The organism is Aequorivita sp. H23M31, assembly GCF_004022485.1.
Classification (GTDB): Bacteria; Bacteroidota; Bacteroidia; order Flavobacteriales; family Flavobacteriaceae; genus Aequorivita; species Aequorivita ciconiae.
Genome location: NZ_CP034951.1, coordinates 3,116,845 through 3,142,807 on the forward strand (window position 1 = coordinate 3,116,845; position 25,963 = coordinate 3,142,807).

General features: G+C 38.1%; 20 protein-coding genes. 9 read left to right on the top strand and 11 right to left on the bottom strand.

Features of this window, described 5'->3' with window-relative positions; all coding sequences use genetic code 11:
- Nucleotides 1-788 precede the first annotated feature (788 nt).
- The 6 genes from EI546_RS13660 to EI546_RS13685 all read left to right on the top strand — a co-directional run bounded on the left by EI546_RS13660 (nucleotide 789) and on the right by EI546_RS13685 (nucleotide 8,940).
- Entirely contained in the window at nucleotides 789-1,343 is a 555-nt protein-coding gene (locus EI546_RS13660; protein WP_128251066.1) for a DUF4256 domain-containing protein, read from the top strand.
- A 242-nt stretch (nucleotides 1,344-1,585) separates the two neighbouring features.
- On the top strand, nucleotides 1,586-2,347 hold the full coding sequence (locus tag EI546_RS13665) for a YebC/PmpR family DNA-binding transcriptional regulator (RefSeq protein WP_128251067.1): 762 nt from the start codon (nucleotides 1,586-1,588) through the stop codon (nucleotides 2,345-2,347).
- A 275-nt stretch (nucleotides 2,348-2,622) separates the two neighbouring features.
- Nucleotides 2,623-3,825, top strand: coding sequence for a hypothetical protein (locus tag EI546_RS13670; protein ID WP_240673117.1), 1,203 nt, complete (start codon nucleotides 2,623-2,625; stop codon nucleotides 3,823-3,825).
- 6 nt (nucleotides 3,826-3,831) lie between these two features.
- A complete protein-coding gene (locus EI546_RS13675) occupies nucleotides 3,832-4,404 on the top strand; it encodes a condensin complex protein MksE (RefSeq protein ID WP_128251068.1) in 573 nt (190 codons plus the stop codon).
- The gene (locus tag EI546_RS13680; RefSeq protein ID WP_128251069.1) at nucleotides 4,388-8,092 is read left to right on the top strand and encodes an ATP-binding protein; all 3,705 of its coding nucleotides are present in this window, start codon (nucleotides 4,388-4,390) and stop codon (nucleotides 8,090-8,092) included. Before EI546_RS13675 ends, EI546_RS13680 begins: the two co-directional genes overlap by 17 nt.
- The gene (locus tag EI546_RS13685; RefSeq protein WP_128251070.1) at nucleotides 8,089-8,940 is read left to right on the top strand and encodes a DUF7281 domain-containing protein; all 852 of its coding nucleotides are present in this window, start codon (nucleotides 8,089-8,091) and stop codon (nucleotides 8,938-8,940) included. Before EI546_RS13680 ends, EI546_RS13685 begins: the two co-directional genes overlap by 4 nt.
- Nucleotides 8,941-8,958: 18 nt before the next feature.
- Here EI546_RS13685 and EI546_RS13690 read toward each other — a convergent pair whose 3' ends face one another.
- From EI546_RS13690 to EI546_RS13740, 11 genes are all read right to left on the bottom strand, one after another.
- The gene (locus tag EI546_RS13690; protein WP_128251071.1) at nucleotides 8,959-12,099 is read right to left on the bottom strand and encodes a DUF3427 domain-containing protein; all 3,141 of its coding nucleotides are present in this window, start codon (nucleotides 12,097-12,099) and stop codon (nucleotides 8,959-8,961) included.
- A complete protein-coding gene (locus tag EI546_RS13695) occupies nucleotides 12,096-12,482 on the bottom strand; it encodes a (deoxy)nucleoside triphosphate pyrophosphohydrolase (protein WP_128251072.1) in 387 nt (128 codons plus the stop codon). Before EI546_RS13695 ends, EI546_RS13690 begins: the two co-directional genes overlap by 4 nt.
- A gap of 158 nt (nucleotides 12,483-12,640) precedes the next feature.
- A complete protein-coding gene (locus EI546_RS13700) occupies nucleotides 12,641-13,423 on the bottom strand; it encodes an Fpg/Nei family DNA glycosylase (RefSeq protein WP_128251073.1) in 783 nt (260 codons plus the stop codon).
- A 147-nt stretch (nucleotides 13,424-13,570) separates the two neighbouring features.
- Entirely contained in the window at nucleotides 13,571-14,275 is a 705-nt protein-coding gene (locus EI546_RS13705) for a DUF3667 domain-containing protein (protein WP_128251074.1), read from the bottom strand.
- A gap of 502 nt (nucleotides 14,276-14,777) precedes the next feature.
- Nucleotides 14,778-15,362 carry a hypothetical protein gene (locus EI546_RS13710; RefSeq protein WP_128251075.1) on the bottom strand — a complete coding sequence of 195 codons (585 nt, stop codon included), beginning with the start codon at nucleotides 15,360-15,362 and terminating at the stop codon, nucleotides 14,778-14,780.
- Entirely contained in the window at nucleotides 15,349-15,834 is a 486-nt protein-coding gene (locus tag EI546_RS13715; RefSeq protein ID WP_128251076.1) for an RNA polymerase sigma factor, read from the bottom strand. The genes EI546_RS13710 and EI546_RS13715 overlap by 14 nt, the downstream gene beginning before the upstream one ends.
- On the bottom strand, nucleotides 15,827-16,672 hold the full coding sequence (locus EI546_RS13720) for an alpha/beta fold hydrolase (RefSeq protein WP_128251077.1): 846 nt from the start codon (nucleotides 16,670-16,672) through the stop codon (nucleotides 15,827-15,829). The genes EI546_RS13715 and EI546_RS13720 overlap by 8 nt, the downstream gene beginning before the upstream one ends.
- Nucleotides 16,673-17,044: 372 nt before the next feature.
- Nucleotides 17,045-18,148 (bottom strand): ABC transporter ATP-binding protein, encoded by a 1,104-nt coding sequence (locus tag EI546_RS13725; protein ID WP_128251078.1) that lies wholly within the window; start codon nucleotides 18,146-18,148, stop codon nucleotides 17,045-17,047.
- Between the two features lie 1,501 nt (nucleotides 18,149-19,649).
- The gene (locus EI546_RS13730) at nucleotides 19,650-20,015 is read right to left on the bottom strand and encodes a four helix bundle protein (protein WP_128251079.1); all 366 of its coding nucleotides are present in this window, start codon (nucleotides 20,013-20,015) and stop codon (nucleotides 19,650-19,652) included.
- A 985-nt stretch (nucleotides 20,016-21,000) separates the two neighbouring features.
- On the bottom strand, nucleotides 21,001-22,635 hold the full coding sequence (locus EI546_RS13735) for an ABC transporter permease (protein ID WP_128251080.1): 1,635 nt from the start codon (nucleotides 22,633-22,635) through the stop codon (nucleotides 21,001-21,003).
- Nucleotides 22,636-22,749: 114 nt separating this feature from the next.
- Nucleotides 22,750-23,778: a Fe(3+) ABC transporter substrate-binding protein gene (locus tag EI546_RS13740; protein WP_128251081.1), complete on the bottom strand. Its 1,029-nt coding sequence runs from the start codon at nucleotides 23,776-23,778 to the stop codon at nucleotides 22,750-22,752.
- Nucleotides 23,779-24,589: 811 nt separating this feature from the next.
- On the opposite strand from EI546_RS13740, the gene EI546_RS13745 reads away from it, so the two are divergent.
- The 3 genes from EI546_RS13745 to EI546_RS13755 all read left to right on the top strand — a co-directional run bounded on the left by EI546_RS13745 (nucleotide 24,590) and on the right by EI546_RS13755 (nucleotide 25,861).
- On the top strand, nucleotides 24,590-25,360 hold the full coding sequence (locus EI546_RS13745; protein ID WP_128251082.1) for a DUF1206 domain-containing protein: 771 nt from the start codon (nucleotides 24,590-24,592) through the stop codon (nucleotides 25,358-25,360).
- A 109-nt stretch (nucleotides 25,361-25,469) separates the two neighbouring features.
- Complete coding sequence (locus EI546_RS13750; protein ID WP_128251083.1) at nucleotides 25,470-25,664, top strand: DUF302 domain-containing protein; 195 nt, start codon at nucleotides 25,470-25,472, stop codon at nucleotides 25,662-25,664.
- Complete coding sequence (locus EI546_RS13755) at nucleotides 25,664-25,861, top strand: DUF302 domain-containing protein (RefSeq protein ID WP_128251084.1); 198 nt, start codon at nucleotides 25,664-25,666, stop codon at nucleotides 25,859-25,861. Before EI546_RS13750 ends, EI546_RS13755 begins: the two co-directional genes overlap by 1 nt.
- Nucleotides 25,862-25,963 lie beyond the last annotated feature (102 nt).

Here is a 25,963-nt window from a genome sequence, read left to right on the forward strand (position 1 = left end):
CACTGAGAATAGTGAGAGGCTCAAAGTCAGGAGACTTTGCGCAGCTGTGGAATGTATTGGCTTAATGCAGTTTTGGTATGGCATCGGGAGATGCCGGTGAAGTTTAGGAAAGTCCACTGAGAATGGTGAGGGGCTCAAAGTCGGGAGACTTTGCGCAGCTGTGGTGACTTTGCGCAGCTGTGGTGAATGTAGTGGCTTACGGCAGTTTTGGTATGGCATCGTGAGATGCCGGGGAAGTTTAGGAAAGTTCCATTGAAAATTGTGAGAGGCTCAAAGTCGGGAGACTTTGCGCAGCTGTGGCGAATGTAGTGGCTTAATGCAGTTTTGTTATGGCATCGTGAGATGCCAGTGAAGTTTAGGAAAGTCCATTGAGAATGGTGAGGGGCTCAAAGTCGGGAGACTTTGCGCAGCTGCGTTGACTTTGCGCAGCTGCGGCGAACGTAATGGATTAATGCAGTTTTGGTATGGCATCAAGAGATGCCAGTGAAGTTTAGGAAAGTCCATTGAGAATGGTGAGGGGCTCAAAGTCGGGAGACTTTGCGAAGCTGTGGCGAATGTAGTGTTTTAATGCAGTTTTGGTATGGCATCGGGAGATTCCAATGAAGTTTAGGAAAGTCCACTGAGAATGGTGAGGGGCTCAAAGTCGGGAGACTTTGCGCAGCTGGGTTAAATTGCAATTATTGCCCTTCATTCTTCACCTAAATTTTTGAGAGCAAAAACTGATATATTTTTCTCCTTTATTTATTTTTATGGGAAGTAAAAGCCAGTCTTTCTTAAAAACTTCCTTTATGAAAAAATTAAAGACAGAAAGCCAGTACGCCCTGCTCGAGATTTTAAAAGTTCGATTTGATGCCCACGCTAAAAGATTTCCAAATTTGGATTGGTCTAATGTAGAAGCAAAACTTTTAAAATCTCCCGAAAAACTATGGACTTTAAATGAAATGGAACGCACCGGTGGCGAACCCAATTTATTGGAATACGATAAGGATGCAGATGCTTTCACTTTCTGCGACTTCTCCAAAGAAAGTCCGAAAGATAGAAGAAGCCTTTGCTACGACAAAAAAGCTTGGGAATTCAGAAAGAAATTCAAACCCGCCGACAATGTAAAAGATGTCGCCTCGCGAATGGGAATTGACTTAATGAACGAAACCCAATACAGAAAACTGCAAAGCTTCGGTGATTTCGACACCAAGACCTCCAGTTGGCTGGAAACTCCAGCAAGTATCCGAAAATTGGGAGGTGCCATCTTCGCCGACTTCCGCTATGGGCAGGTTTTTATTTACCACAATGGCGCGGAATCGTATTATGGAAGTAGGGGGTTTAGGGGAGTGGTGAGAGTTTGAGTGTTTTTTTGTTGATCGACTTGGTTCCTTATCTCCTGGTTTTTATAACCAGATATCCACTTCATAAGGTCTCAACTTCGAATTGTTTTTTGAATCTTATTAAGAGTTCAAAAGCTCCACGGTTATTTTTCTATTTAAATCCCTCCTAGGCTGAGAGTTCCACTTTTACAACTGCATTTGTCCCTTACTTTTCCGGGCTGTGCATCTATCCTTATCTTTGGGGAAATAAAAAAATTTAGATTGTGGCTGGACATAGCAAATGGGCAAATATCAAGCGCCGAAAAGGTGCACAGGATAAAAAACGTGGAAAGGAATTTACACGGGCAATCAAGGAGATTTATGTTTCCATAAAGGAAGGGGGCAGTGCCGATCCTGATGCGAATCCCGCTTTGCGTAATGCTATTGTCAACGCTAAGGGGGTCAACATGCCCAAAGATACTATAGAGCGCGCCATCAAGAAAGCCAGCGGGGACGATGCCGATAATTATGAAGAAGTTTCCTTTGAAGGCTATGGACCAAACGGAATTGCCTTTTTTGTGGAATGTACTACCAACAATACCAACAGAACAGTGGCCTCTATCCGTTCCATTTTTTCAAAAAACGGCGGGAGTCTGGGAGTAAACGGTTCCGTAGAATTTTTGTTTGAACGCAAAAGCGTGTTTACCATCGAGGAAAAATACATACCCATGCCTCTGGAGGAACTCGAACTGGAGCTTATTGATTACGGGGCCGAAAAGTTTGAGTTGGAGGAAGGTTTTTTAACCATCTACGCCGACTTCACTGATTTTGGAAAAATGTCTGATGCGCTGGAAAAACTCGGCATTGAAGTAATCCAATCCACGCTAGACCGTATCCCTTTGACCACAGTTGAACTCTCTATTGAAAATGCGAAAAAAATTTTGGATCTAGAGGAAAAGTTTGAGGAAGATGAGGACGTTCAAAATGTTTACCACAACCTTGAAATCACTGATGAGCTGATCGCTGCGATGGAGGGGGAGGAATAGGTGTTTTTTTAATGTTTATTTCTATCTGCGGATGTAGAAGAAACCTTAAAAAATAGATTTAATTGGTATCAATAGATGCCGGTAAATTATAACATAATAAATTGGAATTGGGCTCTTTCCCAAGGTCAGCAGCCTTTGTGAAGCCTGGAACTAGTTGACCAAAAGTTATAGATATTTAGCGAGATTATGTTGGAATTGTAAGTACCAGAAAACTCTGTTTTGCTTAACGGCTCACTCAAATTTTTTTCTTCCAAAATATTCTTAAATTTAACACCATGAATATTCAATCATTCAATGACATCAAGGAGTTGCTAGCGGCACTTAGACGCGAGGACAAACTTCTTTATGAAATGTTCGGGAAACGAAAATCTCTGGAGTTTAAACTCTCTTACGCTAGAGAGTTGGTAGATTATGATGAAGCGCGCATAGAGTATCTAATTGAAAAGAGTGTCTTACGTCAGAATGGGGGTTTGTTGGAAATTGATGATTTGTACTTGCGGTTTTTCGAACAAGTTCTTGAAGTAAATGAAGAGATAAATCTCGCATCAATTGATGAAAACATCAAATCCATTCAGGAAAATATTGTTTATTTCCTGAATGAAAATAACGAGCACAGAAAACACGCTTATCTGCGGGAAATAAAAAGAACCTTCCGCAAAATTGGAATTGTAACCATCCGAAGTGTTATTGATCTAAGACGAAAAGTTGACAACACTTTTAAAAATGAACCAAATTTCAAAAATAAACAGCTCAAATTAAAGCATCTGGATGAGAAGAGGATTATGGTGAGAAAACTCCAAGGCCAAGCAATTGAACTTATCAATGAAAATCAGCCAGTCTTTTTTAAGACTTCCCAGGATGAGGAATTGAAACGGATTATTACCGAATTGAAAATTCAGTTGAATGAATGCTCCCACAATCTTATAGAAATTGAAAAACAGATAATCAACTACCTGAACCAAATAAAACAACAAGGATTGTTTTTGGAGAAGCTCCGCAAGTTGAAATATCTCAAAGCTCATTTTACCATTGAAGCTGAAACGGATATCGAAGAGCAGCTGTCAAAAAACAATCTCCTCATTTTTGAACGAAGACAGAGTGAGCCCCTTAATCTGTCAATAGATTTTGTAATCAATGACGAAAGAGCTTTCGAAGCTATTAAGAAAGCTGCCACTAATTTTAAAACACGAATCCAAAATATTCCTCAGCTTGCGGAAACTATAGCTACTGATTTTCTGGACAACAACGTGGAACAGGAGATAATGATCAATCTCGAAGAGGTGCGTAATCATTTTTTGGCTACTGGCGATAATCTCTTCAGTTTTATCAAAAACTACAACTTCAATAAGGAAGTAAGTTTTGAAGAAAGGGTAACAATATATTGTCAGCTTATATCACTTTATGATCGGGAATTAAAAGTCACAAATGAATACGAAAACCTTAAGGGAGTTGAGTATGCTATGGTTTATCCGAAATAGAAAAAAATGAAAACAAAATATACCTCCGAAATTTTTGAGATACTCCGCCGTGGCCGGTTTATCTGCTCCAATAGTCCCGATGACCAGATAAGAATGTTATACGGCATTCTTGAGGAGGAGGAAACATTTATTGAGTTGCAGAGCTATTTCAACCACATCAACTATCATTTGGAGCACGGAAACGAATATTTCTATTTCAGTCGCTCGGAAAGCAATGCCGATCTGGATCGGAAATTAAAAAAAACATTTGGTTGGATTGATTTACTAGACTTTTTAAAAACCTTTGACCTCTCATTCGATATTGGTTTCCGATTTTCTCCGGCGGAAATAACTAATCAGTTAAAGAACAATGCGGATCTAAAAAATAAACTGGATAACCTGAAAATAATAGGTGCCGATAAAAGAAATTATTCTGAAAGAGTGAAAAAAGTAATCGAACAGCTGGTAAAGGATGATTTTGTGGCATTGGAGAATGAGATGAACGAAACCTATAAAGTACTTACCTCATTTAATTATTTAAAAGAATTGGTGACCGCTATTAATATTCCTGAAGAAGTAGAAAATGAGATACCTGAATAAAGTTGTTTTTATAAACAGTGCCTCGGTAGCCTATGCTGAAATTGAGCTTGATGGTAACGTGCACTTGATTGGCACCCAGGGAGTAGGAAAAAGCACCCTTCTGCGGGCTATTTTGTTTTTTTACAACGCCAATAAAACAAGACTCGGAATCCCGCGAGAAAAAAGAGGATATGATGATTACTATTTTCCTTACCAAAATTCTTATATTATTTATGAGGTAATGAAAGACGGTGTTCCATTTAGTGTCCTTTGTTATAAAGTGAACGGAAAAGTGGCATTTCGTTTTTTTGATTCAGGGTATAAACAGGAACTTTTTATCGATGACCACAATCGAGCATTTGAAAATTGGGAACAAATTCGTAATGCTTTCGGGAAATCAATTTATTACACTCCAATTATTGGTAGCTACGACGAATTCCGAAAGATAATCTATGGCAATAATAAGTCCTTAAAATCTGAATATCGAAAATATGCGATTATTGAAAGCAGGCAGTATGAAAATATTCCGCGCACTATTCAAAATGTGTTCCTAAACTCCAATTTAGAAGCCAAGTTCATCAAGGACACCATTATCAATTCGTTGAACGAAGAGGAGTATATCATAGATTTGGAGAACTATTCCAAAAATCATCTCCGCGATTTTGAAAGCCAGATTAATGATATCTCCATTTGGTTCAGAAAAAACAGAAAAGGCGAAATACCTATCAGAAAAGAAGCGGATGGAATAATAGATCAGTTTCGTATCCATAATTTTCTAAATCAAGAAAAAACTGCTTTATTCCGAAACCTGTTGGCACGAATGCTGTTTGTGGAAGAACAAAAACCATTGCTCCAGGTGAAGATTTCCGAAGAGTCACGAACAAAAGATAGATTGGACGAAGAATTTAAAAAGCTAAAGGATTTACATAAAGGTCGCGAGCAGAAATTAATTTCTAAAATCGATTATTTAAAAAAGCAGATTGCCGGAGCTCAAAAAAAACAACAGGAATACCAAAAACTTGATATAGCAAATTTAATATCCAAAGTCGCTGAGAAAAAATCCCTTCTACAGGAAATGAAATCTTTGGAAGAGGAAAAAACACTCCTCACCTCAAAATTTGCGGATATTAAATCGAAATATGAATCGCTGATCAAACAGATTGAAAATGAAAAGCAGACTTACTTAAATACTAAAACATCAGAAATAAACCTATTGGATCAGGAGTTTATACGTGTCGAAAGAGATTTATTTGAAAGCTATAAGAATATAATAAAGGAAATAAATAGTAACTCCGAAGCGGAAAAAACAGCCGCCGTAGAGGAGATTAAAAGAATAGAAGAGGAGAAGCATTCCATTGAAAGGCAAAAGTCGGAATTAAAATATCAAGTATTCTTTGAAGCGGAAATAACCGAACGCAAAGAAAGGGGAGAGCAACTGCTCGCGAAAATATCAGCCGGAAAACACTCCATTTCCGATGCCCAGCACCAAATTAGGAATATTAAAAAGGAATGGGAACTAGGAATTGATGAAATCTCCTCCAAATTTAAAAACAAAACTGACAAGATAAATGCTACTGGAAAGGAAGTTGAAAAAGCAATAGAAAAAATTGAAGCCAAAATTCGCCAAAGCGAAGATTCCTTCTATGGATGGCTGAACAAAAACGTTCCATATTGGGAAAACACTATTGGCAAGGTGATCGATGACACTACGCTTTTCCATTCCCGTCTAGAACCCCAGAAGCTTGAAAGGGACGAGAAATCCCTTTTTGGCATTCAAATTAATTTGGAAGCCCTGGAGAACAGAATTAAAAGTGTAAAGGAATATCAACAGGAAATAGCGGATTTAAAAAAGGAATTGGAGCAAATCCAAAAAGATATTTCCCGAATTGGGGAAGAAAAAGAAGCGGAACAGACTAAATTGAAAATTGCTTTTACCAGAAAGCTCAAAGATTTAAATGATTCAATCGCCCATTCCGAATATCAGGTAGATCAGAATGAGGAAAAAAGAAGGAGAAATAACCTTGAATTGGAAGAATGGACTGCGAAATCAAAAGAAGAGAAAAATAATAGAGTAACCTTAATAGAAAATAGGTTAGACGGCATTTCCTACGAACTTTCACAAGCCGCAGATAATCTATCCGCAGTTCAAAAGAACATCTCCCGAAAAATCTCATTAAAAGAAACCGAACGGGATAAGAAAATAGAGAACTTGGAAAGCCTCAAGAATCAAAATATTTCAAAATTGAACACTGCCATTCTCGAACACAAAGAACAATCCAATCTTCGAATTAAGGATTTAAAGAACAAGCAGCTAAACGAATTGGAGGATAAAGGCGCGGATAGAAAAAGACTTGAGGAAATTGGAGCAAGGGTATCGACAATTAGTAGCTCCCTACAATTTATAGAGCAAAATGAAAAAACTGTAATAGAATATCAAAAAGATAAAAGAGAACTTTTCGATTCTCTTCCAGAATGGAAAACACAAAAGGCTATTTTGGAGCAACAACAGCTTCAAAATACTGATGCTCATAGAACGGAACTTTCTAAGGTAGAGAAAAAGTTGTGGGATCAAGTAACAAATATAAAAGCTCTTGAGGCAGAATTTGAGCTCTTTGAAAAGGATATTTTGGAGTTTGACAATTTTCAGAAATCCGATGCTTATGTTTATCTCGTAAAAAACCTAAAGGAATCTTCTGATGACGAAGAAAGGGATGCCTCAGAAAAAGCATCGGTTCTTATTTCTGAAATAAATGATAAGCACTATAAGGGGATTAAAAATGTTCAAGATCTTCAGAGGGCCATCAATGGTTTCGCAGGAAAGTTTAACGAAAGCAACGTATTTAATTTTCAGGTTCAATATTATAATGAAGAGGATTACCTCAATTTTGCCTTAAACTTAAAAGAGTTTATCGAGGACAATAAAATACAGGAATATCAAAAGCGTGTGAACGAGCGATTTGGAGGTATTATCAATCAAATAGGAAGAGAGACTACCGAACTAATTTCCAAGGAAGCCGAAATAGAGAAGACCATCAAAAAAATCAACGATGATTTTCTGCATAAAAATTTCGTGGAAGCCATAAAGGAAATGCAAATACGCACCCAAAAGAGCTCCAATCCCATTGTTTCCCTTCTCCTTGACATAAAGGATTTTAACGATGACAATAGTCTACAATTGGGTCAGGTAAATCTTTTCAGCACATCAGAGTCTTCATCAAAAAATCAAAGAGCAATTGATTTGGTCAAGCAGTTAATCAAAGAATTGGAAAGGGCCAAGACCACAACTTTAACCTTATCTGAATCTTTTGATCTTCAATTTCGGGTCGTCGAAAATGACAATGATTCCGGATGGGTTGAAAAATTATCGAATGTTGGGAGCGAAGGTACGGACGTACTGGTAAAAGCCATTGTAAATATTCTACTTCTTAACGTATTCAAGGATAGCGCCTCAAGAAAGGTCAAAGATTTTAAATTGCATTGTATGATGGATGAAATTGGACGATTGCACCCCAATAATGTAAGGGGAATTCTAAGGTTTGCCAATGAGCGAAACATATTGCTCATCAATGGTTCCCCAACCAGTCAAAACGCGACGGATTATAAATACACTTATAAATTGGCCAAGGAACAATCTAAATCTAATCCAAAAAGATATCTCACCAAGGTGAATCGATTGATAAAAATGAATACGAAAGTACTACATCGATGAAACTAACTCCCAAAATCGCCAAGATTCTTTATCGACTTACCGAAGGTGAAATCTTACCCGCCAGTTCAGCAAGAAGTGCAGTTGTCGATGAATTGATTTCTGAAAATATTCTTCTTCAAAAAGGGAAACATCGAAAAACAATAAATTTACTTGATAAAGAATCACTTTCAAATTTCCTGTCCAACCAATTGCAGATCCATAATTTGCAAGAGTATATTGCTGCTTTGGAAGATAATACATCCAGCCGAGCTGACTTTGTGAAAGTCGCAACCGATTCCAAAACCTCAAAAGAAAGAGCTTTTCAAGGTTTTCTGATCAATTCTTTTGAGGTGATCCAGGGTACTTTAAACGGTGAGAAATATACATTTCACCCACAAGAAGGCAGCTTTGGTTTTATTTATGATTATAAGAATTTCCAGATTCCTGAGGATATCACAATTGTCGGTGTGGAAAATGCCCGAAATTTTCGACATCTTCACGAACAGCGATATCTGTTTCCAGACATTAAACCATTATTTATTTCACGATATCCCCAGAGCCAGCATAAGGATTTGATTTCCTGGCTAAAGATGATACCGAACAAATATCTTCATTTTGGTGATTTTGATATGGCTGGGATCGGTATTTTTTTGAATGAATACCAAATATACCTTCTTGAGCGAGCCCAATTTTTTATACCCACAGATATCCGCACACTGATACGGAAATGCGGCAATCGGCAGCGCTATAACAACCAAAGGAAAAACTTTGATTTAGATAAAGTTGATGAACCTGCCCTTGAGAATTTGGTAAGGATAATCGAAAGCGAAAAAAAGGGTTTAGATCAGGAATATTTCATTGGACTTTAAATAAATCTATGACTCATTTTACCCCACCGACATCTTCGCCGAGGCATTCCACAAATATTGTGGAAGAGGTTCAGCTAACTCCCAATTAATACTCATAGGTTTTGAGCCGTAATGGTCCTGAATATTACCTTCTCCTACGAAAACATATCCCATTGTGTTTCCAAATTCATCTTTGGCTTTCTCCCTTACGAATAATAATATTTTCTTTTCTAACTGGAGATGATGAATATAAGTTAGCCCTTTCCCGTGGTCTGCTCGGGTTTGGTTTTGGGATTGCCAATGGAACAATGTTTCATTCACGGCATAATCGTTATACATTGTAGTAGGAGAAAAATCTTCCTCTGATTTTATCAAGTCAACAAACAAAATTTCTGTATTGAGTTCTTTGTTTTCAGCTACGCCTTCCCGATTAGAAGACTTTTTGTTGAAGGTGCTCAGTCCAAATGCCACCAATATTTGATCTCTTGTGTAGCGGGAATGAACCTTTAACGGTTGCCTATAAGGTAAGACAATATCTATTTCTTTAAAGCTTATCTCGTCGATCAGTATTTCCAAGACTTCTATCATTTCCTCCACCAGAGACTTATTTTGTCCAATTGCTTTTATTCCTTCTTCCAAAGTATCGAAACTGCCTGCATTTTGCCAAATGTCGTAATAAAGCATTAGTAACATTATGCGTTGTTCTTCATTAAACTTTGAAAAATCGGGGTTAAATCCCTGGTTGGCCATTTTTAAAATAAATTCAAAATAACTGGTAGAATTTGTGGAGAGCCATTTTCTTAAAATTGTTGAAACAATTTCTTTTTCATTGGTCTCGGGAAAGTCTTTATGTTTTCCAGCTATTTGAAGTAGCCGTTTCCAACTTCCTCTTTTATAAATCGTTTGTAAATTAAGATTATTAAAGGAAATGAAATTTGCCAAGGTTAAAGGCAATGTAGTCTGATGCTCGAAATTTTGAATTTTTTGAATCAGTTGCCGTCGGTTAACTGAAGTGGCCGCAATAATATTTTCAAGAATATTCTGCTTTGCTTTCTTTTCCAAAACTATGGAGCATCCCAACGGTAGATGCGGGAAGTTGTCTTCAATTTCTATTTGAACAGGTGTTGAGGTTTTACCAATTAGTGCCCTAAATTTATTTTCAAAATTGTACTCCGGTCTTGAGTTGGCTACAAAGTCCAATACTGAAAGACATTCTTTGTCTTCCGCAAGTCGAAGACCTCTTCCTAATTGCTGAAGGAATACGGTTAGGCTCTCGGTTGGTCTTAAAAATAAAACGGTATCAATTTCAGGAATATCCACTCCTTCGTTAAATATGTCCACTACAAACAAATAATTGATTTCCTTACTTCTTAGCTTAAGTCGAATTAGCTCTCTGTCTTTGGAATTCTCACTGGTTAAATAATGGGCTTTTAAACCTGCCAAAACAAATTTTTCGGCCATATACTTTGCGTGTTCAATGGTAACGCAAAATCCTAATGCCCGGACGTCATTGATATCTCTTAAATATTTATCTGCGTTATTTATTATCTCACCAACACGACGGTCATTTGATAAATATAACTTAGTAAGTTCGCTAGGGACGTATTTCCCATTTTCCCATTTTACTTTTGATAAATCCACACTGTCCGAAATTCCGAAATATTGAAAGGGACATAGCAGTTTTCGATTTAGAGCTTCTGGCAATCTTATTTCTGCTGCGACTCTATGGCAGAAATCTTCAAGAATATTCTCGTTATCCATTCTTTCAGGAGTGGCGGTTAAACCTAAAAGAACCTTTGGTTTGAAATAATTTACTATAGGTCGATAGCTAGAAGCAGAAATATGGTGCACTTCGTCTACAATAATAAAATCGTAATAAGAAGGTGAAAGAGATAAGCTGTCTATGCGATTTTTTAAGGTTTGGACAGACGCAAATACAAATTCAAATTTATCTGGCTCTAGGCCATCTACCCAGAGCTCCCCAAAATTATTATCTTTTAAAACTCCCTGAAACGTGGATCTTGCTTGTGCCAAAATCTCTTTTTTATGGGCAACATATAAAAGTCTGGCAGAAGTGTTCTTTTGCATAAAACTTTTATAGTCGAATGCAGAGATAACTGTTTTTCCAGTGCCTGTTGCAGCAACCAAAAGATTTTTGTGTCGGTCGTGAACAGTCCTTTCTACCTCCAGTTTCTCTAATATTTCTTTTTGGTATGGATAGGGCTTTAAATCGAAAAACGCCAAATTATTAAATTGCTGTTGTGGCATTTTCCCTGACTTCAAGGAGTTGATTAATTTTCCTGAATGTACTTCGTCGTTAAATAATTCAAATTCGTTGTTTCTCCAATAAACGTCAAATGTTTTTTGGAACTTGTCTATTATATGACTCACCTCTTTGGTTGTTATTTTAAGGTTCCACTCCAGACCATCAGTTAAAGCTGTTCGAGAAAAATTTGACGAGCCAATATATCCCGTATGGAATCCGGTATTTCGGTAAAACAAATAAGCCTTAGCGTGCAATCTTTCATTTCCCGTATTGTAGGATATTTTAACCTCTGTGTTTGGCAGTTTTGAAAGTAATTGAATGGCTTTATAATCGGAAGCGCCCATATAGGTTGTAGTAATTACACGAAGTTTTCCTCCGCGCTCTGTAAATTCCCGAAGTTCTTTTTCTAGTATAATTACTCCTTTCCATTTAATAAAGGATATCAATAAATCTACACGATTAGATGAGAGGATTTCTTTTTTTAATTCGCTCTCCAATGAGAGGCCCACATTTCCTCCGGTAAAAAGTTCACTATGCGTTAAGCGAGTGTAAGGTGTAATTTCTTTTAAATGTAAGTCCAAGTTGGAAAAGTGCGCATCTGTTTTTCCGAACACCGCTTTTAAAATTCGTCCCTCAGTTTTTACGAGATCGCCTTCCAATTCGTCATTCTCCAAAGCATCCTTTAGAATTCGAATAATTTTATTGGCTATCTTAATCTGATTTTCAATTGCGTGCTCCCCTTTAATTAAGGATAGTGCGTAGTTAATAGAAGAATTTAGATGCTTGGATAAAACTTGGGCAGCTTCCTCTTTATCAAGTGATGATTCCTTAATATAAAATCGTGAGGTTTCAAGTTCGTCCAATTTGGATGCCACTAACTTTGTAATTAGCTGCTCATATATTCCTTCAATCATTTTAAATGTCTTTGTAATTCTGTTATTACAGGGATATCTGCATCGGCCAAATTATAATTTTTCAGTTCTTCAAACGTAATATATCTAAAGTCTTTGTGTTCCAAAAGTTGAATCTCTCCTGAAATATATTCACAGAGATAGGCAATTAAGTTTATTTTAAAAGTAACATAATCGTGGATATGAGAGGAAATTCTTTGTGAAGGAGAAATTTCAATGTTCAGTTCTTCTTTGATTTCTCTAATGAGTGCTTCTTTTTCATTTTCACCTGCCTCCAATTTGCCTCCCGGAAATTCCCACTTTAACGGCAAATTCATTTTTTCGCTGCGTTGGGCGATGAGGATTTTATTGTCCTTTTGAATAATGGCACAAACTACCTGAATCATATTATAAAAAATGTGAAGACCAAATCTAAAGAATCCAAATCAATTCGTAAGGTAAAAATTGTATAGAAGAGTGATAATCGGGTAACCACGACACCCCTCCAGACCTCACAGGTTTCAAAAACTTGTGAGGTCTTTTCAGTGCGTTTAGAGTCAATCCATTACACCTCCTCCTGACACCCCTCACAAAAATATGTACTCCGTCCACCCACCTGAATCTTTTTCACTTTTCCCTTGCATCCCGGACAATCATCGCCTTCATTTCTATGCGATTTTAGCCAACTGTCTGGGGCTTTCTCACCTTTTTCAATTATTTGCGTGGCCTTCTTGAGCACTTTTGAAATATTGCTGTAGATGGAGTTGAGTTCCTTTTTTGGAAGATTGGAAATTTTGGTCTTGGGATGAATATGGCTTTGGAAGAGGATTTCATCTGTGTATACATTTCCGATGCCTGCGATGTTGTGCTGATCCATTAAAACACTTTTTGCGCCCGCGGTTTGTTTTTCCATCATTGCCATAAAATCTTTCTTGGAAATGGAAAGGGCGTGGGGACCAAGGTTGTGTTCTTTTTGGAAATCCTCTACGCTGTCGGCTATCCACACTTTTCCAAACTTGCGCGGGCAGACGAAAGAAAAGTGGGTGTCGTCCTTAAAATGGAAGGTGATGATGGCGTGTTTGGGAAGTTCCTCCAGCGCAGAAAAGTCAAGCTTGCCGCTCATCCCAAAATGCAGTACCAACCACTTTTTGGCGTCACTATTTATAAAGAGATATTTTCCCAATTGTTGGGTTTCTGTAAACGTTTGGTCCTTAAAAGTGTCCGTAAACTTTTTCTGGGTTTCCTGTAGGGGTTTTGCGGCTCCGAAGCTTAGTTTCATTACTTTTTTATGGAGCAGGGCCTCGTCGGCAAATTTTTTGACATGGGCTATTTCGGGTAGTTCTGGCATAGATTTTCAATTTAAAAATAATTGCTACTCTTAGATTTAGGAGATTTTCATCAATATTATCTCCTCTATTGTCCTTAAAGATACATAGCAGACATTATTTATTCCCTGATTTTCCCGACTTTCAATTCGACGGATTAATAAACCACTTTAAACTGCTTTGTTTCCTAATGTGGCATCCAGAACTATTCCCAGAATCAAAAATATTATAGTAAAGGAAATCGAACCGAAGATATAAGCAAGTCCACCTTTGGCATAATGAAACCACTTATTACCAAAAACCTGGCCTATGGCTCGGACGGCATAGATAAAACCTACCATGGACCCTATGGTAACGAGATTAGTGTTTGAGGTATGCTCAAAAAAACCAAAAATGGCAAACAATAGCATTACCATTCCCATTACGTAACAGAGTAATACAGCCATTTCGAAAATACTAAAGGGATGTTTTCGGAAAAAGAGTTTTAGCCAACCAGCTATAAATATGCTCATGATTAAATTGCTATACCCGTAGTTCTCTGTAATCCATTTAGCAATGGATGTTGTGTAATTCTGCACCTCCCCATTATGGTTCATATATTTGGCTTGAAATGGAAAATAATAGTCTATAAGGGAATAGATTAAAGAAGCTAAAATCACAAAAACGATGGGTTTCATCAATCGTCTTCTATCTGTTTGAATATATGTTTTAATTGCTTTGCCTGGCTTTAAAAGAAGTTGGATTACGGTGTACAAAAATCCTTTTTCGAGCATAAACACACTCCGAATTTCTGATGCTATATAATGCCAATCAATTTTGGGTACTTCGGGATTTTGCCCGCATACTTCACAGGAATTGGGTTCTATTCTTTCCATTGCACATAGTTTTAGAATGAACAACTAATTGATTTAATACGAACTAAAATAATAAGAAATTGGGTAATATCATAGTCTTTGAAAGTTCAGGATTTTGAAACTTTTGAATATTTTCCTTAATTTTTGGTAGGTTTATTTTAAAAGAATCTTATTCAAATTTCTACGCGAGATTGTTTTGTTTCTTCCTCGCGTGAGGGATAATAGTGGAAAGCCCGCAGCCCTAACCTATATAATATTGCGTCGTTCCTCACAATATTAGGGCGAGGACTTGTAGCGGATAGCCCGACCTTTTGTGCAGAAGAATATTTGTGTTGAAATCGAAAATGGAATTCACAAAAGGGCACGCCCAAATTATTATCCGTACATACTAAAATATATGCTTATTTAAAAGGTTTTTAGAAATAGGGTCGCAAAGTTGCCTGCATATTTGGCCTTTGATGTAATCAACTAAAAGGAAGCGGATTGAGATACCAAAGGGGTGGCTAATAAAACATCCCGCAAACTATTGATTTTCCGAGTTTTGCTCTAGTGATCCCCTCTTAAGTTCCCGTAAAAGTGAAAGCTCCTTTTTTATCTGGGTTCCGATAAGAAGGGCCAAGGCCATAAATATGAAACACGAGGAGATGAGAATGTAAGTGTAGAATCCGGAAGACAACGATTCCTTAAAGGAAGGCAGTAATAGAATAAATCCTACAATATAACTTCCGAATAAAATTGGGGTAACTATAAAATGTGTAACCTTTCGTTGCCGGTAATATTTAATAAGTTTGCCGTTATACATTTTCATGTCTTCATCCACGGGTAAGTAGGATTTCTTGACCATAGCGAAAAATTCAATCCCAATGCGCAATAAAAGACTGCCGATCATTATTCCCAATCCCAAAAACACGGTGGCGAATTTATAGGCTGAGACATAAATGAAAAACAGAATTAATACCAGAGCGGTAATTCCCAGGACTACTTGACCGATTTGCTGCTTTTTATGGATGTTCTTGGATTTATCCAAAATATCTTTCCATTCCTTTTCCGATGTCGCTGGGGTTTTGCGAGTAGCCCACTCTTGTTTTATAATATCAAAATTGCTCATGATTCACACATTTTGTTAGTTGTTCTTTTATTCTATGTAATCTTGTTCGTACAGCGGCGTGACTTATACCAATAATCACCGCTATTTCTTGTTGGGGTACGTTGTCCAGTTCCAAAAGGATTATGGTTTTATTTTCTGGCGGTAAGGCATTAATACAATTGTACATTTGTTGAAACTGCTTTTCGGTTTCACTTATGTTGGGACTACTTTCATTGGCGATGTCCATTTTTAGGTCTACGTATTTTTTCTTTCGCAATTCCTGTAGGCAGGTGTTTACTGTGATCCTGTAAATCCAGGTGGAAAGTTTTGCCTGTCCGCGAAAGTGCGGGAGATGTTGCCATACTTTTACAAAAACTTCTTGAACCAGATCTTTTGCCAGAAAGGTGTTTCCTTTTACATACCCTAAACAAAGACTCATGACCGGCTGATAATTGGTCTCATAGATTTTTTGAAAGTCTTTTTCTTTACTCATTTTCCTTCATTACGGTATTGATTTGTTCCTTTAACCAGTCTGGTCGATCAAACATGATAAAATGTCCCGATCCTTCAGCAAAAATAAGTTTATACTGCTTTAGGTTTTTATATTGCTTTTTATAAGTTATTTCCGCCTGCTCTTTTCCATAAGGTTGGGTTGCCGCTAAAATAGTCACGGGAGTTCTAATTTTTTTTAGGGAATCACGCAAATCCAGTTTTAGAAGATCGGTATAACCATTGACATAGGTCTGTCGGTCACTGGTTTTTATCCAATTGGATATCACTTTCTGTTTCTGAAGATTGCTGGTCATAAAGGCCGCCGATTGATCGGCCATATCTGCAAATGCCGGTTCGTCCATCGCTAAAATTTGTTGACTATGGAGATTGTCGTATTGCAGTGCGTCTGGATTGAAATCAGGAATCATTAGGGCACCCATTGCAGGAAGTGCATCGACAACAATGAGGTGGGAATATTTATCACTATTCGCTGTCAACCATAATCCCAAAGTTCCACCCATGCTGTGCCCAATGATGATGGGATCTTTTAGATGTTGTTGGATGACATATTGTACTATCTCTTCTTTTATTTGGGGCAGCCAAGGAAACGAAATAGAAGGAACGTCTCCAAAGCCGGCATACGTAAAAGCGTGCACTTCATAGTTTTTTTGAAGTTCTGGAATGAGATCATCAAAGACGTCTGCAGTACAGGCAAATCCGGGAAATAATAAAATGGGCTGTCCCTTACCGGTCTTTGTAACCTCAAAACTGTTCTGGCTCTGAGCTGTTATAAAAATGAAAGAAAGAAATAAACTAAAAAGTAAAGTCGATGTTTTCATATCTAAAGGTTTTGTTTTGCCTTTAGATACACTTGTTGCAAAATGTTACATCTATTATTTTAAATTTAATCGGAAAAGGATTTTGCGGTATGATGTAGATGGAAAAATTCCATTTTCCCCTCTTTGTCTTTTAGCGTAGTAGAGTTATTTAGTTTTATGCACGTGGGATCACTCATCGATAATATTTTACTTGAAAACTTGAATTCTCTGCATTTGTAGTGGGAGGGATTGCTTCGTTCCCCGTAATATTAGGTGAGGACTTGTAGCGGTGGCCCGACCCTTTGTTCCGACGAATATTTCTGGCGAAAGGGGGAACGGGCTGTACAAAAGAGCACGCCCTGGAATATTAAAATACTAAAAAAATTAAGGTAATTATTGTGCCTCCGGCTCCTTGACCTTAAAGTTCTTCAATTTGAACCGAACGATATCACCGGGTTTCCAGGTTTGGACGGTGGTTTTGAGAAGTATACTTTGGTTTTCGAGGAGGTTTCTTTCCGTGGAGCCCTTTTCACAAGCTGTGCAGCGATTACAGCAGACCTTTAGCTGCATATGATCTCCCAGATAAGTACATTGCTCGACCATACCACATAAGTGCGGTTCCTCGGCGTTGCAAAAATCGGTTTCCTCCGCCCGGAAAAAGAGTTTTACCTTACAGTTTTCGCTGTCGGTGGCGAAGGGGCAGTCTGCGAGTTTGGAGACAAAACCAAATGGAGTGTTGAATCCGCCGTCCTCAACAGTGGCTTCCAGATTATTTGATTTCCCGAAGAGTTCGGCTACGTAGGAAGAGCTGGGATCGTTGTATAAAGTGTCGGGCGTGTCAATCTGCAACAACTTTCCGTTGAGCATCACGGCAATCTTATCTGCGGTGGAAAAGGCATCCTTGGTGTCGTGGGTTACCAGAATGGCTGTGATTCCCATGGCTTTGATAATCTGTCGGACTTCCTCGCGCACCTGATCGCGCAGAATGGTGTCGAGATTACTAAATGGTTCGTCCATCAAAAGCAATTCGGGTCGAGGTGCCAAAGCTCTAGCAAGTGCCACCCGTTGTTGCTGACCTCCCGAAAGTTGATGCGGATATTTTTTTACATCCTCTTTAAGGCCCGTGAGTTCGATGGTTTCGTAAACGCGTTTTTCGGCTTCTTTTTTCTTTAAACCTTTTAGACCAAAAGCAACATTTTCAAAAATGGTAAGGTGTGGAAATAGGGCATAATCCTGAAAGACCATACCTGTTTTCCGTTTGTTGGTAGGCAGGGATTTTCTTCCACTGACAATAATTTCATTATTTAATGTTATCTCGCCACCATCTGGATGTTCGAGTCCCGCAATCAAACGCAACAGAGTAGTTTTCCCAGAACCGCTTTCACCAACCAGCGCAAGGATTTCCCCTTTTTCCAAAGAAAAGGAAACCCCATCTACGGCGTACTTATCCGCACTTCGGTACTTCTTGCTTATGTTGTTTAATGTTATAATTGACATCTTGTATTTTATTTAAATCAAATTAGTCGATAGGTCTATGAGTTTAGAAAAATTTCCTCAACTTTTTCTTAGTCGATGAGTCGATGAGTCTATTAGTTTAGAAAATCTCTCAACTCCTCAACTTTTAAGTCGATGAGTCGATGAGTCTATAAGTTTAGAAAAAATTTCTCAACTTCTCAACTCCTCAAATTTTTCTTAGTCGATGAGTCGATAGGTCTATGAGTTTAGAAAAATTTCCTCAACTTCTCAACTCCTCAACTCCTCAACTCCTCAACTCCTCAACTCCTCAACTCCTCGACTCCTAGACTCCTCAACTCCTAAACTTTTAAGTCGATGAGTCGATTAGTCTATTAGTTTAGAAAGTTTTTCATTTCCTCACCATTTTAACTCAACTCCTCAACTCCTCAACTTCTCAACTTTTTCTTAGTCAATGAGTCGATAGGTCGATGGGTTTAGAAAAAATTTCTCAACTTTTCAACTCCTTAACTTTTTCTTAGTCGATGAGTCTATATGCTTAGAGAAACCTTCTCAACTCCTCAACTCCTCGACTCCTAGACTCCTCAACTTCTTTTTGTCGATGAGTCGATGAGTCTATTAGTTTAGAAAATCTCTCAACTCCTCAACTTTTAAGTCGATGAGTCGATAAGTCTATGAGTTTAGAAAAAATTTCTCAACTTCTCAACTCCTCAACTCCTCAACTCCTAGACTCCTCAACTTTTTCTTAGTCGATGAGTCGATAGGTCTATGAGTTTAGAAAAATTTTTACACTCATTTTATGTCGATGAGTCTATATGCTTAGAGAAACCTTCTCAACTCCTCAACTCCTCGACTCCTCAACTTTTTCTTAGTCGATGAGTCGATAAGTCTATGAGTTTAGAAAATCTCTCAACTTCTCAACTCCTCAACTTTTAAGTCGATGAGTCGATAAGTCTATGAGTTTAGAAAAATTTCTCAACTTCTCAACTCCTCAACTTTTTCTTAGTCGATGAGTCGATAGGTCGATGAGTTTAGAAAAATTTCTCAACTCCTCAACTCCTCAACTCCTCGACTCCTCAACTTTTTCTTAGTCAATGAGTCGATAGGTCGATGAGTTTAGAAAAATTTTTACACTCATTTTATGTCGATGAGTCTATATGCTTAGAGAAACCTTCTCAACTCCTCAACTCCTCGACTCCTAGACTCCTCAACTTTTTCTTAGTCGATGAGTTTAGAAAAAATTTCTCAACTTTTCAACTCCTCAACTTTTAAGTCGATGAGTCGATAAGTCTATGAGTTTAGAAAAAATTTCTCAACTTCTCAACTCCTCAACTTTTTCTTAGTCGATGAGTCGATAGGTCGATGAGTTTAGAAAAATTTTTACACTCATTTTATGTCGATGAGTCTATATGCTTAGAGAAACCTTCTCAACTCCTCAACTCCTCGACTCCTCAACTTTTTCTTAGTCGATAGGTCGATGAGTTTAGAAAAAATTTCTCAACTTCTCAACTCCTAGACTCCTAGACTATTCCACTAAAATTTGTGATTTATACAATCCATCAAGCATTGCTGTAATTTCACTTAAATCTTTCCGTAATTCCAAATAAACATCCTTTTCTAAAAATTGTAAGTCTCTTGACAAAATACATTGATTTAATAATTCTAAGGCGGAGCCATAAGCTATTTCAGTAAAACGAGCTCGGTCTTTTTGTGAATGCCTCCCTGTTCCTTCGGCGATATTAGATGAAATTGATATTGCCGCCCTTCGCATTTGACTCGTTAAACCAAATCTTTCTTCGGAAGGAAAACTTAATGTTGCTTTATATATCTTAAGTGAAGTTTCCCTCGATTTCTGCCAAACCTTTAATTTTTCAAAACCGAAGATTTTCATAACTTTTAATAATTTTATTTGGCTTTTGCAATTATTAATTTTTCTTACTCCTCAACTCCTCAACTCCTCAACTCCTCAACTCCTCAACTTTTAAGTCGATGAGTCGATAAGTCTATAAGTTTAGAAAAATTTCCTCAACTTCTCAACTTTTTCTTAGTCGATGAGTCGATAAGTCTATGAGTTTAGAAAAATTTCCTCAACTCCTCAACTCCTCAACTCCTCGACTCCTAGACTCCTCAACTTTTTCTTAGTCGATAAGTCGATAAGTCTATGAGTTTAGAAAAAATTTCTCAACTTCTCAACTCCTCAACTTCTCAACTCCTCAACTCCTCAACTCCTCAACTTTTAAGTCGATGAGTCGATAAGTCTATGAGTTTAGAAAAATTTCCTCAACTCCTCGACACCTCAACTTTTTCTTAGTCGATGAGTCGATAGGTCGATGAGTTTAGAAAAATTTTCTCAACTCCTCAACTCCTCAACTCCTCGACTCCTCAACTTTTTCTTAGTCGATAAGTCGATAAGTCTATGAGTTTAGAAAAATTTCCTCAACTTCTCAACTTCTCAACTTTTTCTTAGTCGATGAGTCTATATGCTTAGAGAAACCTCCTCAACTCCTCAACTCCTCGACTCCTCAACTTTTTCTTAGTGATGAGTCGATAGGTCGATGAGTTTAGAAAAATTTCCTCAACTCCTCAACTCCTCAACTCCTCAACTCCTCAACTTTTAAGTCGATGAGTCGATAAGTCTATGAGTTTAGAAAAATTTCCTCAACTTCTCAACTTCTCAACTTTTTCTTAGTCGATGAGTCTATATGCTTAGAGAAACCTTCTCAACTCCTCGACTCCTCAACTTTTTCTTAGTCGATGAGTCGATAAGTCTATGAGTTTAGAAAAATTTCCTCAACTTCTCAACTTTTTCTTAGTCGATGAGTCTATATGCTTAGAGAAACCTTCTCAACTCCTCAACTCCTCGACTCCTAGACTCCTCAACTCCTCTTTCCCCCAATCACATTATTCAATATTATTATCGGAATCACTCCCGTTAGCACCACTACCAGCGACGCATTTGCCGATTCGGCTATCATTTCGTTGGTTGCCATATCAAATGCTTTTGTTGCCAAGGTGTTGAAATTGAAGGGTCTTAAAATCAATGTTAATGGCAATTCCTTCAAAATATCCACAAAAGCCAACAAAATTGCTGCGGCAATACTATTCCGTATCAAAGGTAAGTCTATTTTCCACAAAGTCCTTACAGGTGAAGCTCCCAAAGATCGCGCCACCTCGTTTACGCTAGCGCCCGTTTTCTGGAATCCTGCGTCAATTGCGTTATAGCCAACGGCCATAAATCGGACAATATAAGCAATTACCATAATAAACAAAGTTCCCGAAAGTATCATTCCTACCTGATCGGCAGTGACCCAAGAGATAAACCGATCTAACTTCATCATCGGGATCATTACCCCCACCGCTATAACCGCTCCGGGAATCGCATATCCCATAGAGGCGGATCGGGCAATGTGCCGCGTCCATCGCAACGGACTCAACCGAGTGGCGTACAACAGGAATATTGATAAGATTGCTATTGCCACTGCCGACCCAATTGCCAGGGAAAAACTCCGCAGTATAAGAATCCCGAATTCCGAATCCACCACATTTCGCCAAGTGAGTGCAACCCAATAAAAAAGTTGGGACAGCGGCATAATAAAACTGATCATCAGCACAAAAGCACTAAGTCCGGTATATAGCCATCGACCGCTCCAATGTTTTGGGACAATCCTCAGTGCCGGTCGGGAACTTGCACTTTGGGTGGTCCAATTGCGACTGCCTCTTTGGAAGTTTTCCAGCCAAATCAACAGTAAAACAATCAATGTCAAGATTGCGGAAAGATGGATGGCGGTATTAATATCCCCAAAGGAGAACCAAGCCCTGAAAATTCCCGAGGTAAAAGTGTCGACACCAAAATACTTCACCGTTCCATAATCGTTGAGCACTTCCATTCCTACCAAGGCGATTCCTCCAGCAACGGCTGGTCTTGCCATGGGAAGTGCGATTTTGGTAAACACACGCCATCGGTTGCTTCCCAATAAAAGAGCTGCTTCCTGAAGTTCACTTGATTGTCGCATAAAGGAGGCTCGACATATCACATAAACATATGGGAATAGACTGATTGAAAGAATGAAAATAGCACCTGGCATATTCATAATATCAATTATAGCACCCTTAAATTGAATATCGAAATTGTTTCTTAGAAATGCCTGAATAGGGCCGGTATATTCTAAAATCCCCACATAGCTATATCCCATCATATAGGACGGAAATGCTAATGGGAGAATAAGTAGCCATTCAAAATATTTACGTCCAGGAAATTCATATACCGAAACAAACCAAGCCATACTTACTCCCAAAATGAAAGTGCCTATGCCAACTCCAAAGAGTAGAATAAGTGAATTCGAGAAATAGGTGGGAAGCAGGTTGGTAACAATGTGCTGCCAATGTTCGCCGGGACTATGAAAAAGCTCAATTAAAATGGTGAAGATTGGTGTTAATACCAATAACAGTATTACCACAGCCCCAGCCGTCCATTTATTCCACCAATAGATGGATTTTTTTGATTTTTTCAATTAGTAAAATTTCAATTAAACCATTAATTGAGAAGTGGATTTGGTTTTGAGCCCATGCGTTGAGGAGTTTTTGAAAATTCTCAATTCTCACCTCTCACCACCAACCAACTCATTCTATTTCCACCCAACTTCATCAAAAATCTTTACCGCCTCACTGTTCAATTCTCCGAGTTTGATTAATTCTACCTCATCAGCTTTGAAATCACCCCACTCTTTTAGGATTGCGGCTTTTGAGGCGTCGGGATTGACAGGGTATTCATAATTAAGATTTGCCAATGTTTGTTGTGCTTCTATTCCGGAAAGGAATTCGAGTAGTTTTACGGCATTTTCCTTATGAGGTGCATATTTGGTAACTCCCGCGCCACTGATATTGATGTGGGTTCCACGATTTTCTTGGTTTGGGAAAATAATTCCAACAGATTCTCCAGCTTTCTTTTCTTCTTCATTTTCGTCATTAAGCATCAATCCGATATAATAGGTGTTAACCACGGCGATATCACCTTCTCCAGAAGCTACGGCCTTTACTTGGTCACGGTCGCTTCCCTTTGGGTTTCGCGCCATATTTTCAACTACGCCGGCAGCCCATTCCTTGGCTTTTTCTTCGCCATCGGCCACAATAATGGAAGCTAAAAGAGATTGGTTGTAGATGTTTTCTGAAGAACGGATTACAATCTTATCCTTCCATTCAGGATTTGCCAAGTCTTCGTAATCCTTTAGACTTTCTGGATTGACGCGATCTTTGGAATAGGCGATTATCCTTGCCCGGTAAGTCATTCCAAACCAATTGCCATTCTTATCACGAAACCTTGGGGCGATATTGGTTTCCAATATTTTTGAACTGATAGGTTGGAGCAGCCCTTTGGATTGAGCACGATATAAACGTCCTGCATCTACCGTAATCAGAATATCAGCTTTGGAGTTTTCGCCTTCTGTTTCAAGACGCTGAATCAGCTCGTCGGCACTAGCATTTACGATATTCACCTTTATTCCCGTTTCTTCCGTAAACTTTTTGAAAAGTTCGTCATCTGCTTTGTAATGACGATGGGTATAAACATTTACTTCTTTTTCCTTGGACGGATTTCCGCAGGATATTAATACACTGAACAGAATGACGGCAAAACCGAATTTTAAAAATTTATTCATTGTTGATTTATTTATTGTTGTTTTTAGACTTTTAGATTTTTGTTTCAAGTTTTCAAGTTTCAAGTTTCAAGTTTCTTGTTTTTGGTTCTTTCAACTTAAACTCGATTATTGAACTGAGCCGAAGTGTGATTCTTCAAACTTAACATCGGTTACTAAGCGAAGTCGAAGAATAGTCCCTAGTTTCAGCTTCCAAGTTCAAAGTTTCCACTTCGTACTTCCGACTTAATCGTACTTCATTCTACCAGCGCCGGCAAAGGTAATCTTATTTAGACTCAATACAAACAAGGTTGCAGATTCTTTGGAAAGATTCGTTCCCAAAAGAATAGGTAGGAAATTCGGTAGAGCTTCAAATAAGGGAAGGAAAAGAAGGTGTTTTAAAGAGAAAAGAAGCAGTTATTCCTAATTGGAAATTTCTTCGCCTGGGCATTTCGTTGTCCTTTCGGGCGGGGTATTTGGTGAAATCAAAAAGGAGATGTTCGTGTATTAGCAATTGTTCCATATCATCAATTCCCTCTGAAATCCTCCCCGAAAGATGAGGAAGCATGCGTGCGTAGAAACGGAGGGATTTGTCCTCTCTGTTTCCCTCAAATTGGATATCAGAATATACTTTTGGATGAAAATCACCAGGGATGTCCGTTATAACTGGAGTTTTGGCATTTGCCAGACCAATCAGACATGCTCGAGCAACACAGGCAATGATAATATCGATTTGTTAATATTATCACAATGCAATATAAGTAATGATTTTAAATTTTCACATTCCACTTGGGGAAACAAATTGTATTTTTAAAGTGAAAATCAACCTTAGGAGATGATAAAACAATGGATACAAACAATAGCGATTATTGGTTTCGTCTCCAAAGGATTTGTTTATGTGGTAATAGGAATTCTTTCGTTTTTGGCCGCTTTCAATCTTGGTGGACAAAGCTCGGGCACCAATAGCGCTTTGCTATTTTTGGAAAGACAACCTTTTGGTCAATTTATGCTTGCAGCATTGGCTGTAGGACTTCTCTGTTATTCGTTGTGGATGTTTATCCGAAGTATAAGGGATCCGGAAAATATGGGGTGGGACGGGAAGTGGAAATTAATGCGGATAGGAATTTTTATAACTGCCATAGTTTACACGTTCTTATCACTGCTGGCGTTTTATCATCTTTTTAAATCCGGAACTGCAAAAAATAATCATACCTATTTGAATTTTATAGGATCAAACTTGCTTTCCATATTGTTCATTATTATCGGCATTGCATTGCTTATCCAGTCTGTTTTTTTATGTATTGGTATTTATAGAGGCGGGTTGATGGACCAGTTTAACTTAGAAGGAAAAAAAGGTTCACATTTATTGCGCATTGGTGGGCAATTCGGGTTTTACGCCAGAGCTTTCGTCGTACTTATTATTGCGTACTTCTTTTTGAGGGCTGGATTTTATAGCGGGAATCATGAAGTGAAGGGAATTCAAGATGCATTTTCTTTTTTGGACAGCTCCACCGTGGGTAGAATATTAATGGGAATTACTGCTATCGGCTTTGTTTCCTATGGACTATTTTACATCCTTCTTATCCGGTATAGGACTTTTGAGTGAAAATTGCGCTGGTCAAACCTTTTATATTATAAAAGAACTTTTTTTCTCGAGCATCTCTGGAGTAATCCAAAATCGGAATTTAAATATGTTTTTTTGTAATTTTCGGTTTATGAATGGTATAGAAATAATTAAAAGCGATCTCCCCGTACGGGAAACAGTTACAAATATTCTCCGAGCGATAGAAAATGAGAGATGGCATCTTTTTGCCCATATTGATCACGCCGCCGAAGCCAAAAAGAAAGGTCTGCCTTTGCGCCCCACCGAGGTTATCTTATTTGGTAATCCAGAGATTGGAACCTGCTAATGCAGAACATTCAATCCGTATCAATTGATTTACCTATGAAAGTTATGGTCTGGGAAAATGAGGACGGTATTGTTAATATTGGTTACAATACCATCGAATGGCTTAAAAGACGGCATAATCTAAGAGATGATGAAGCCTTGCGAAGTATCGAGGAGGCTGTAATGAAAATCTGCACTAAATCACATCTTCCTTCTTGAGACCAAATAAGAGTGCTTTTTATGCTTGTAGTTTTTTCTTTTAGATCCACGCTTTTCTTCATTCATGGCTTGAATTCCAAAACTGCCTATAATCCAAATTTT

Bases quoted from the DNA above. Each gene is read 5' to 3' on its own strand.
- EI546_RS13690 (WP_128251071.1), bottom strand. From the start codon at position 12,099: ATGATTGAAGGAATATATGAGCAGCTAATTACAAAGTTAGTGGCATCC.
- EI546_RS13720 (WP_128251077.1), bottom strand. From the start codon at position 16,672: ATGAAAACATCGACTTTACTTTTTAGTTTATTTCTTTCTTTCATTTTT.
- EI546_RS13715 (WP_128251076.1), bottom strand. From the start codon at position 15,834: ATGAGTAAAGAAAAAGACTTTCAAAAAATCTATGAGACCAATTATCAG.
- EI546_RS13755 (WP_128251084.1), top strand. From the start codon at position 25,664: ATGCAGAACATTCAATCCGTATCAATTGATTTACCTATGAAAGTTATG.
- EI546_RS13745 (WP_128251082.1), top strand. From the start codon at position 24,590: ATGATAAAACAATGGATACAAACAATAGCGATTATTGGTTTCGTCTCC.
- EI546_RS13705 (WP_128251074.1), bottom strand. From the start codon at position 14,275: ATGGAAAGAATAGAACCCAATTCCTGTGAAGTATGCGGGCAAAATCCC.
- EI546_RS13740 (WP_128251081.1), bottom strand. From the start codon at position 23,778: ATGAATAAATTTTTAAAATTCGGTTTTGCCGTCATTCTGTTCAGTGTA.
- EI546_RS13675 (WP_128251068.1), top strand. From the start codon at position 3,832: ATGAAAACAAAATATACCTCCGAAATTTTTGAGATACTCCGCCGTGGC.
- EI546_RS13695 (WP_128251072.1), bottom strand. From the start codon at position 12,482: ATGATTCAGGTAGTTTGTGCCATTATTCAAAAGGACAATAAAATCCTC.
- EI546_RS13730 (WP_128251079.1), bottom strand. From the start codon at position 20,015: ATGAAAATCTTCGGTTTTGAAAAATTAAAGGTTTGGCAGAAATCGAGG.
- EI546_RS13710 (WP_128251075.1), bottom strand. From the start codon at position 15,362: ATGAGCAATTTTGATATTATAAAACAAGAGTGGGCTACTCGCAAAACC.
- EI546_RS13680 (WP_128251069.1), top strand. From the start codon at position 4,388: ATGAGATACCTGAATAAAGTTGTTTTTATAAACAGTGCCTCGGTAGCC.
- EI546_RS13725 (WP_128251078.1), bottom strand. From the start codon at position 18,148: ATGTCAATTATAACATTAAACAACATAAGCAAGAAGTACCGAAGTGCG.
- EI546_RS13670 (WP_240673117.1), top strand. From the start codon at position 2,623: ATGAATATTCAATCATTCAATGACATCAAGGAGTTGCTAGCGGCACTT.
- EI546_RS13660 (WP_128251066.1), top strand. From the start codon at position 789: ATGAAAAAATTAAAGACAGAAAGCCAGTACGCCCTGCTCGAGATTTTA.
- EI546_RS13750 (WP_128251083.1), top strand. From the start codon at position 25,470: ATGAATGGTATAGAAATAATTAAAAGCGATCTCCCCGTACGGGAAACA.
- EI546_RS13685 (WP_128251070.1), top strand. From the start codon at position 8,089: ATGAAACTAACTCCCAAAATCGCCAAGATTCTTTATCGACTTACCGAA.
- EI546_RS13700 (WP_128251073.1), bottom strand. From the start codon at position 13,423: ATGCCAGAACTACCCGAAATAGCCCATGTCAAAAAATTTGCCGACGAG.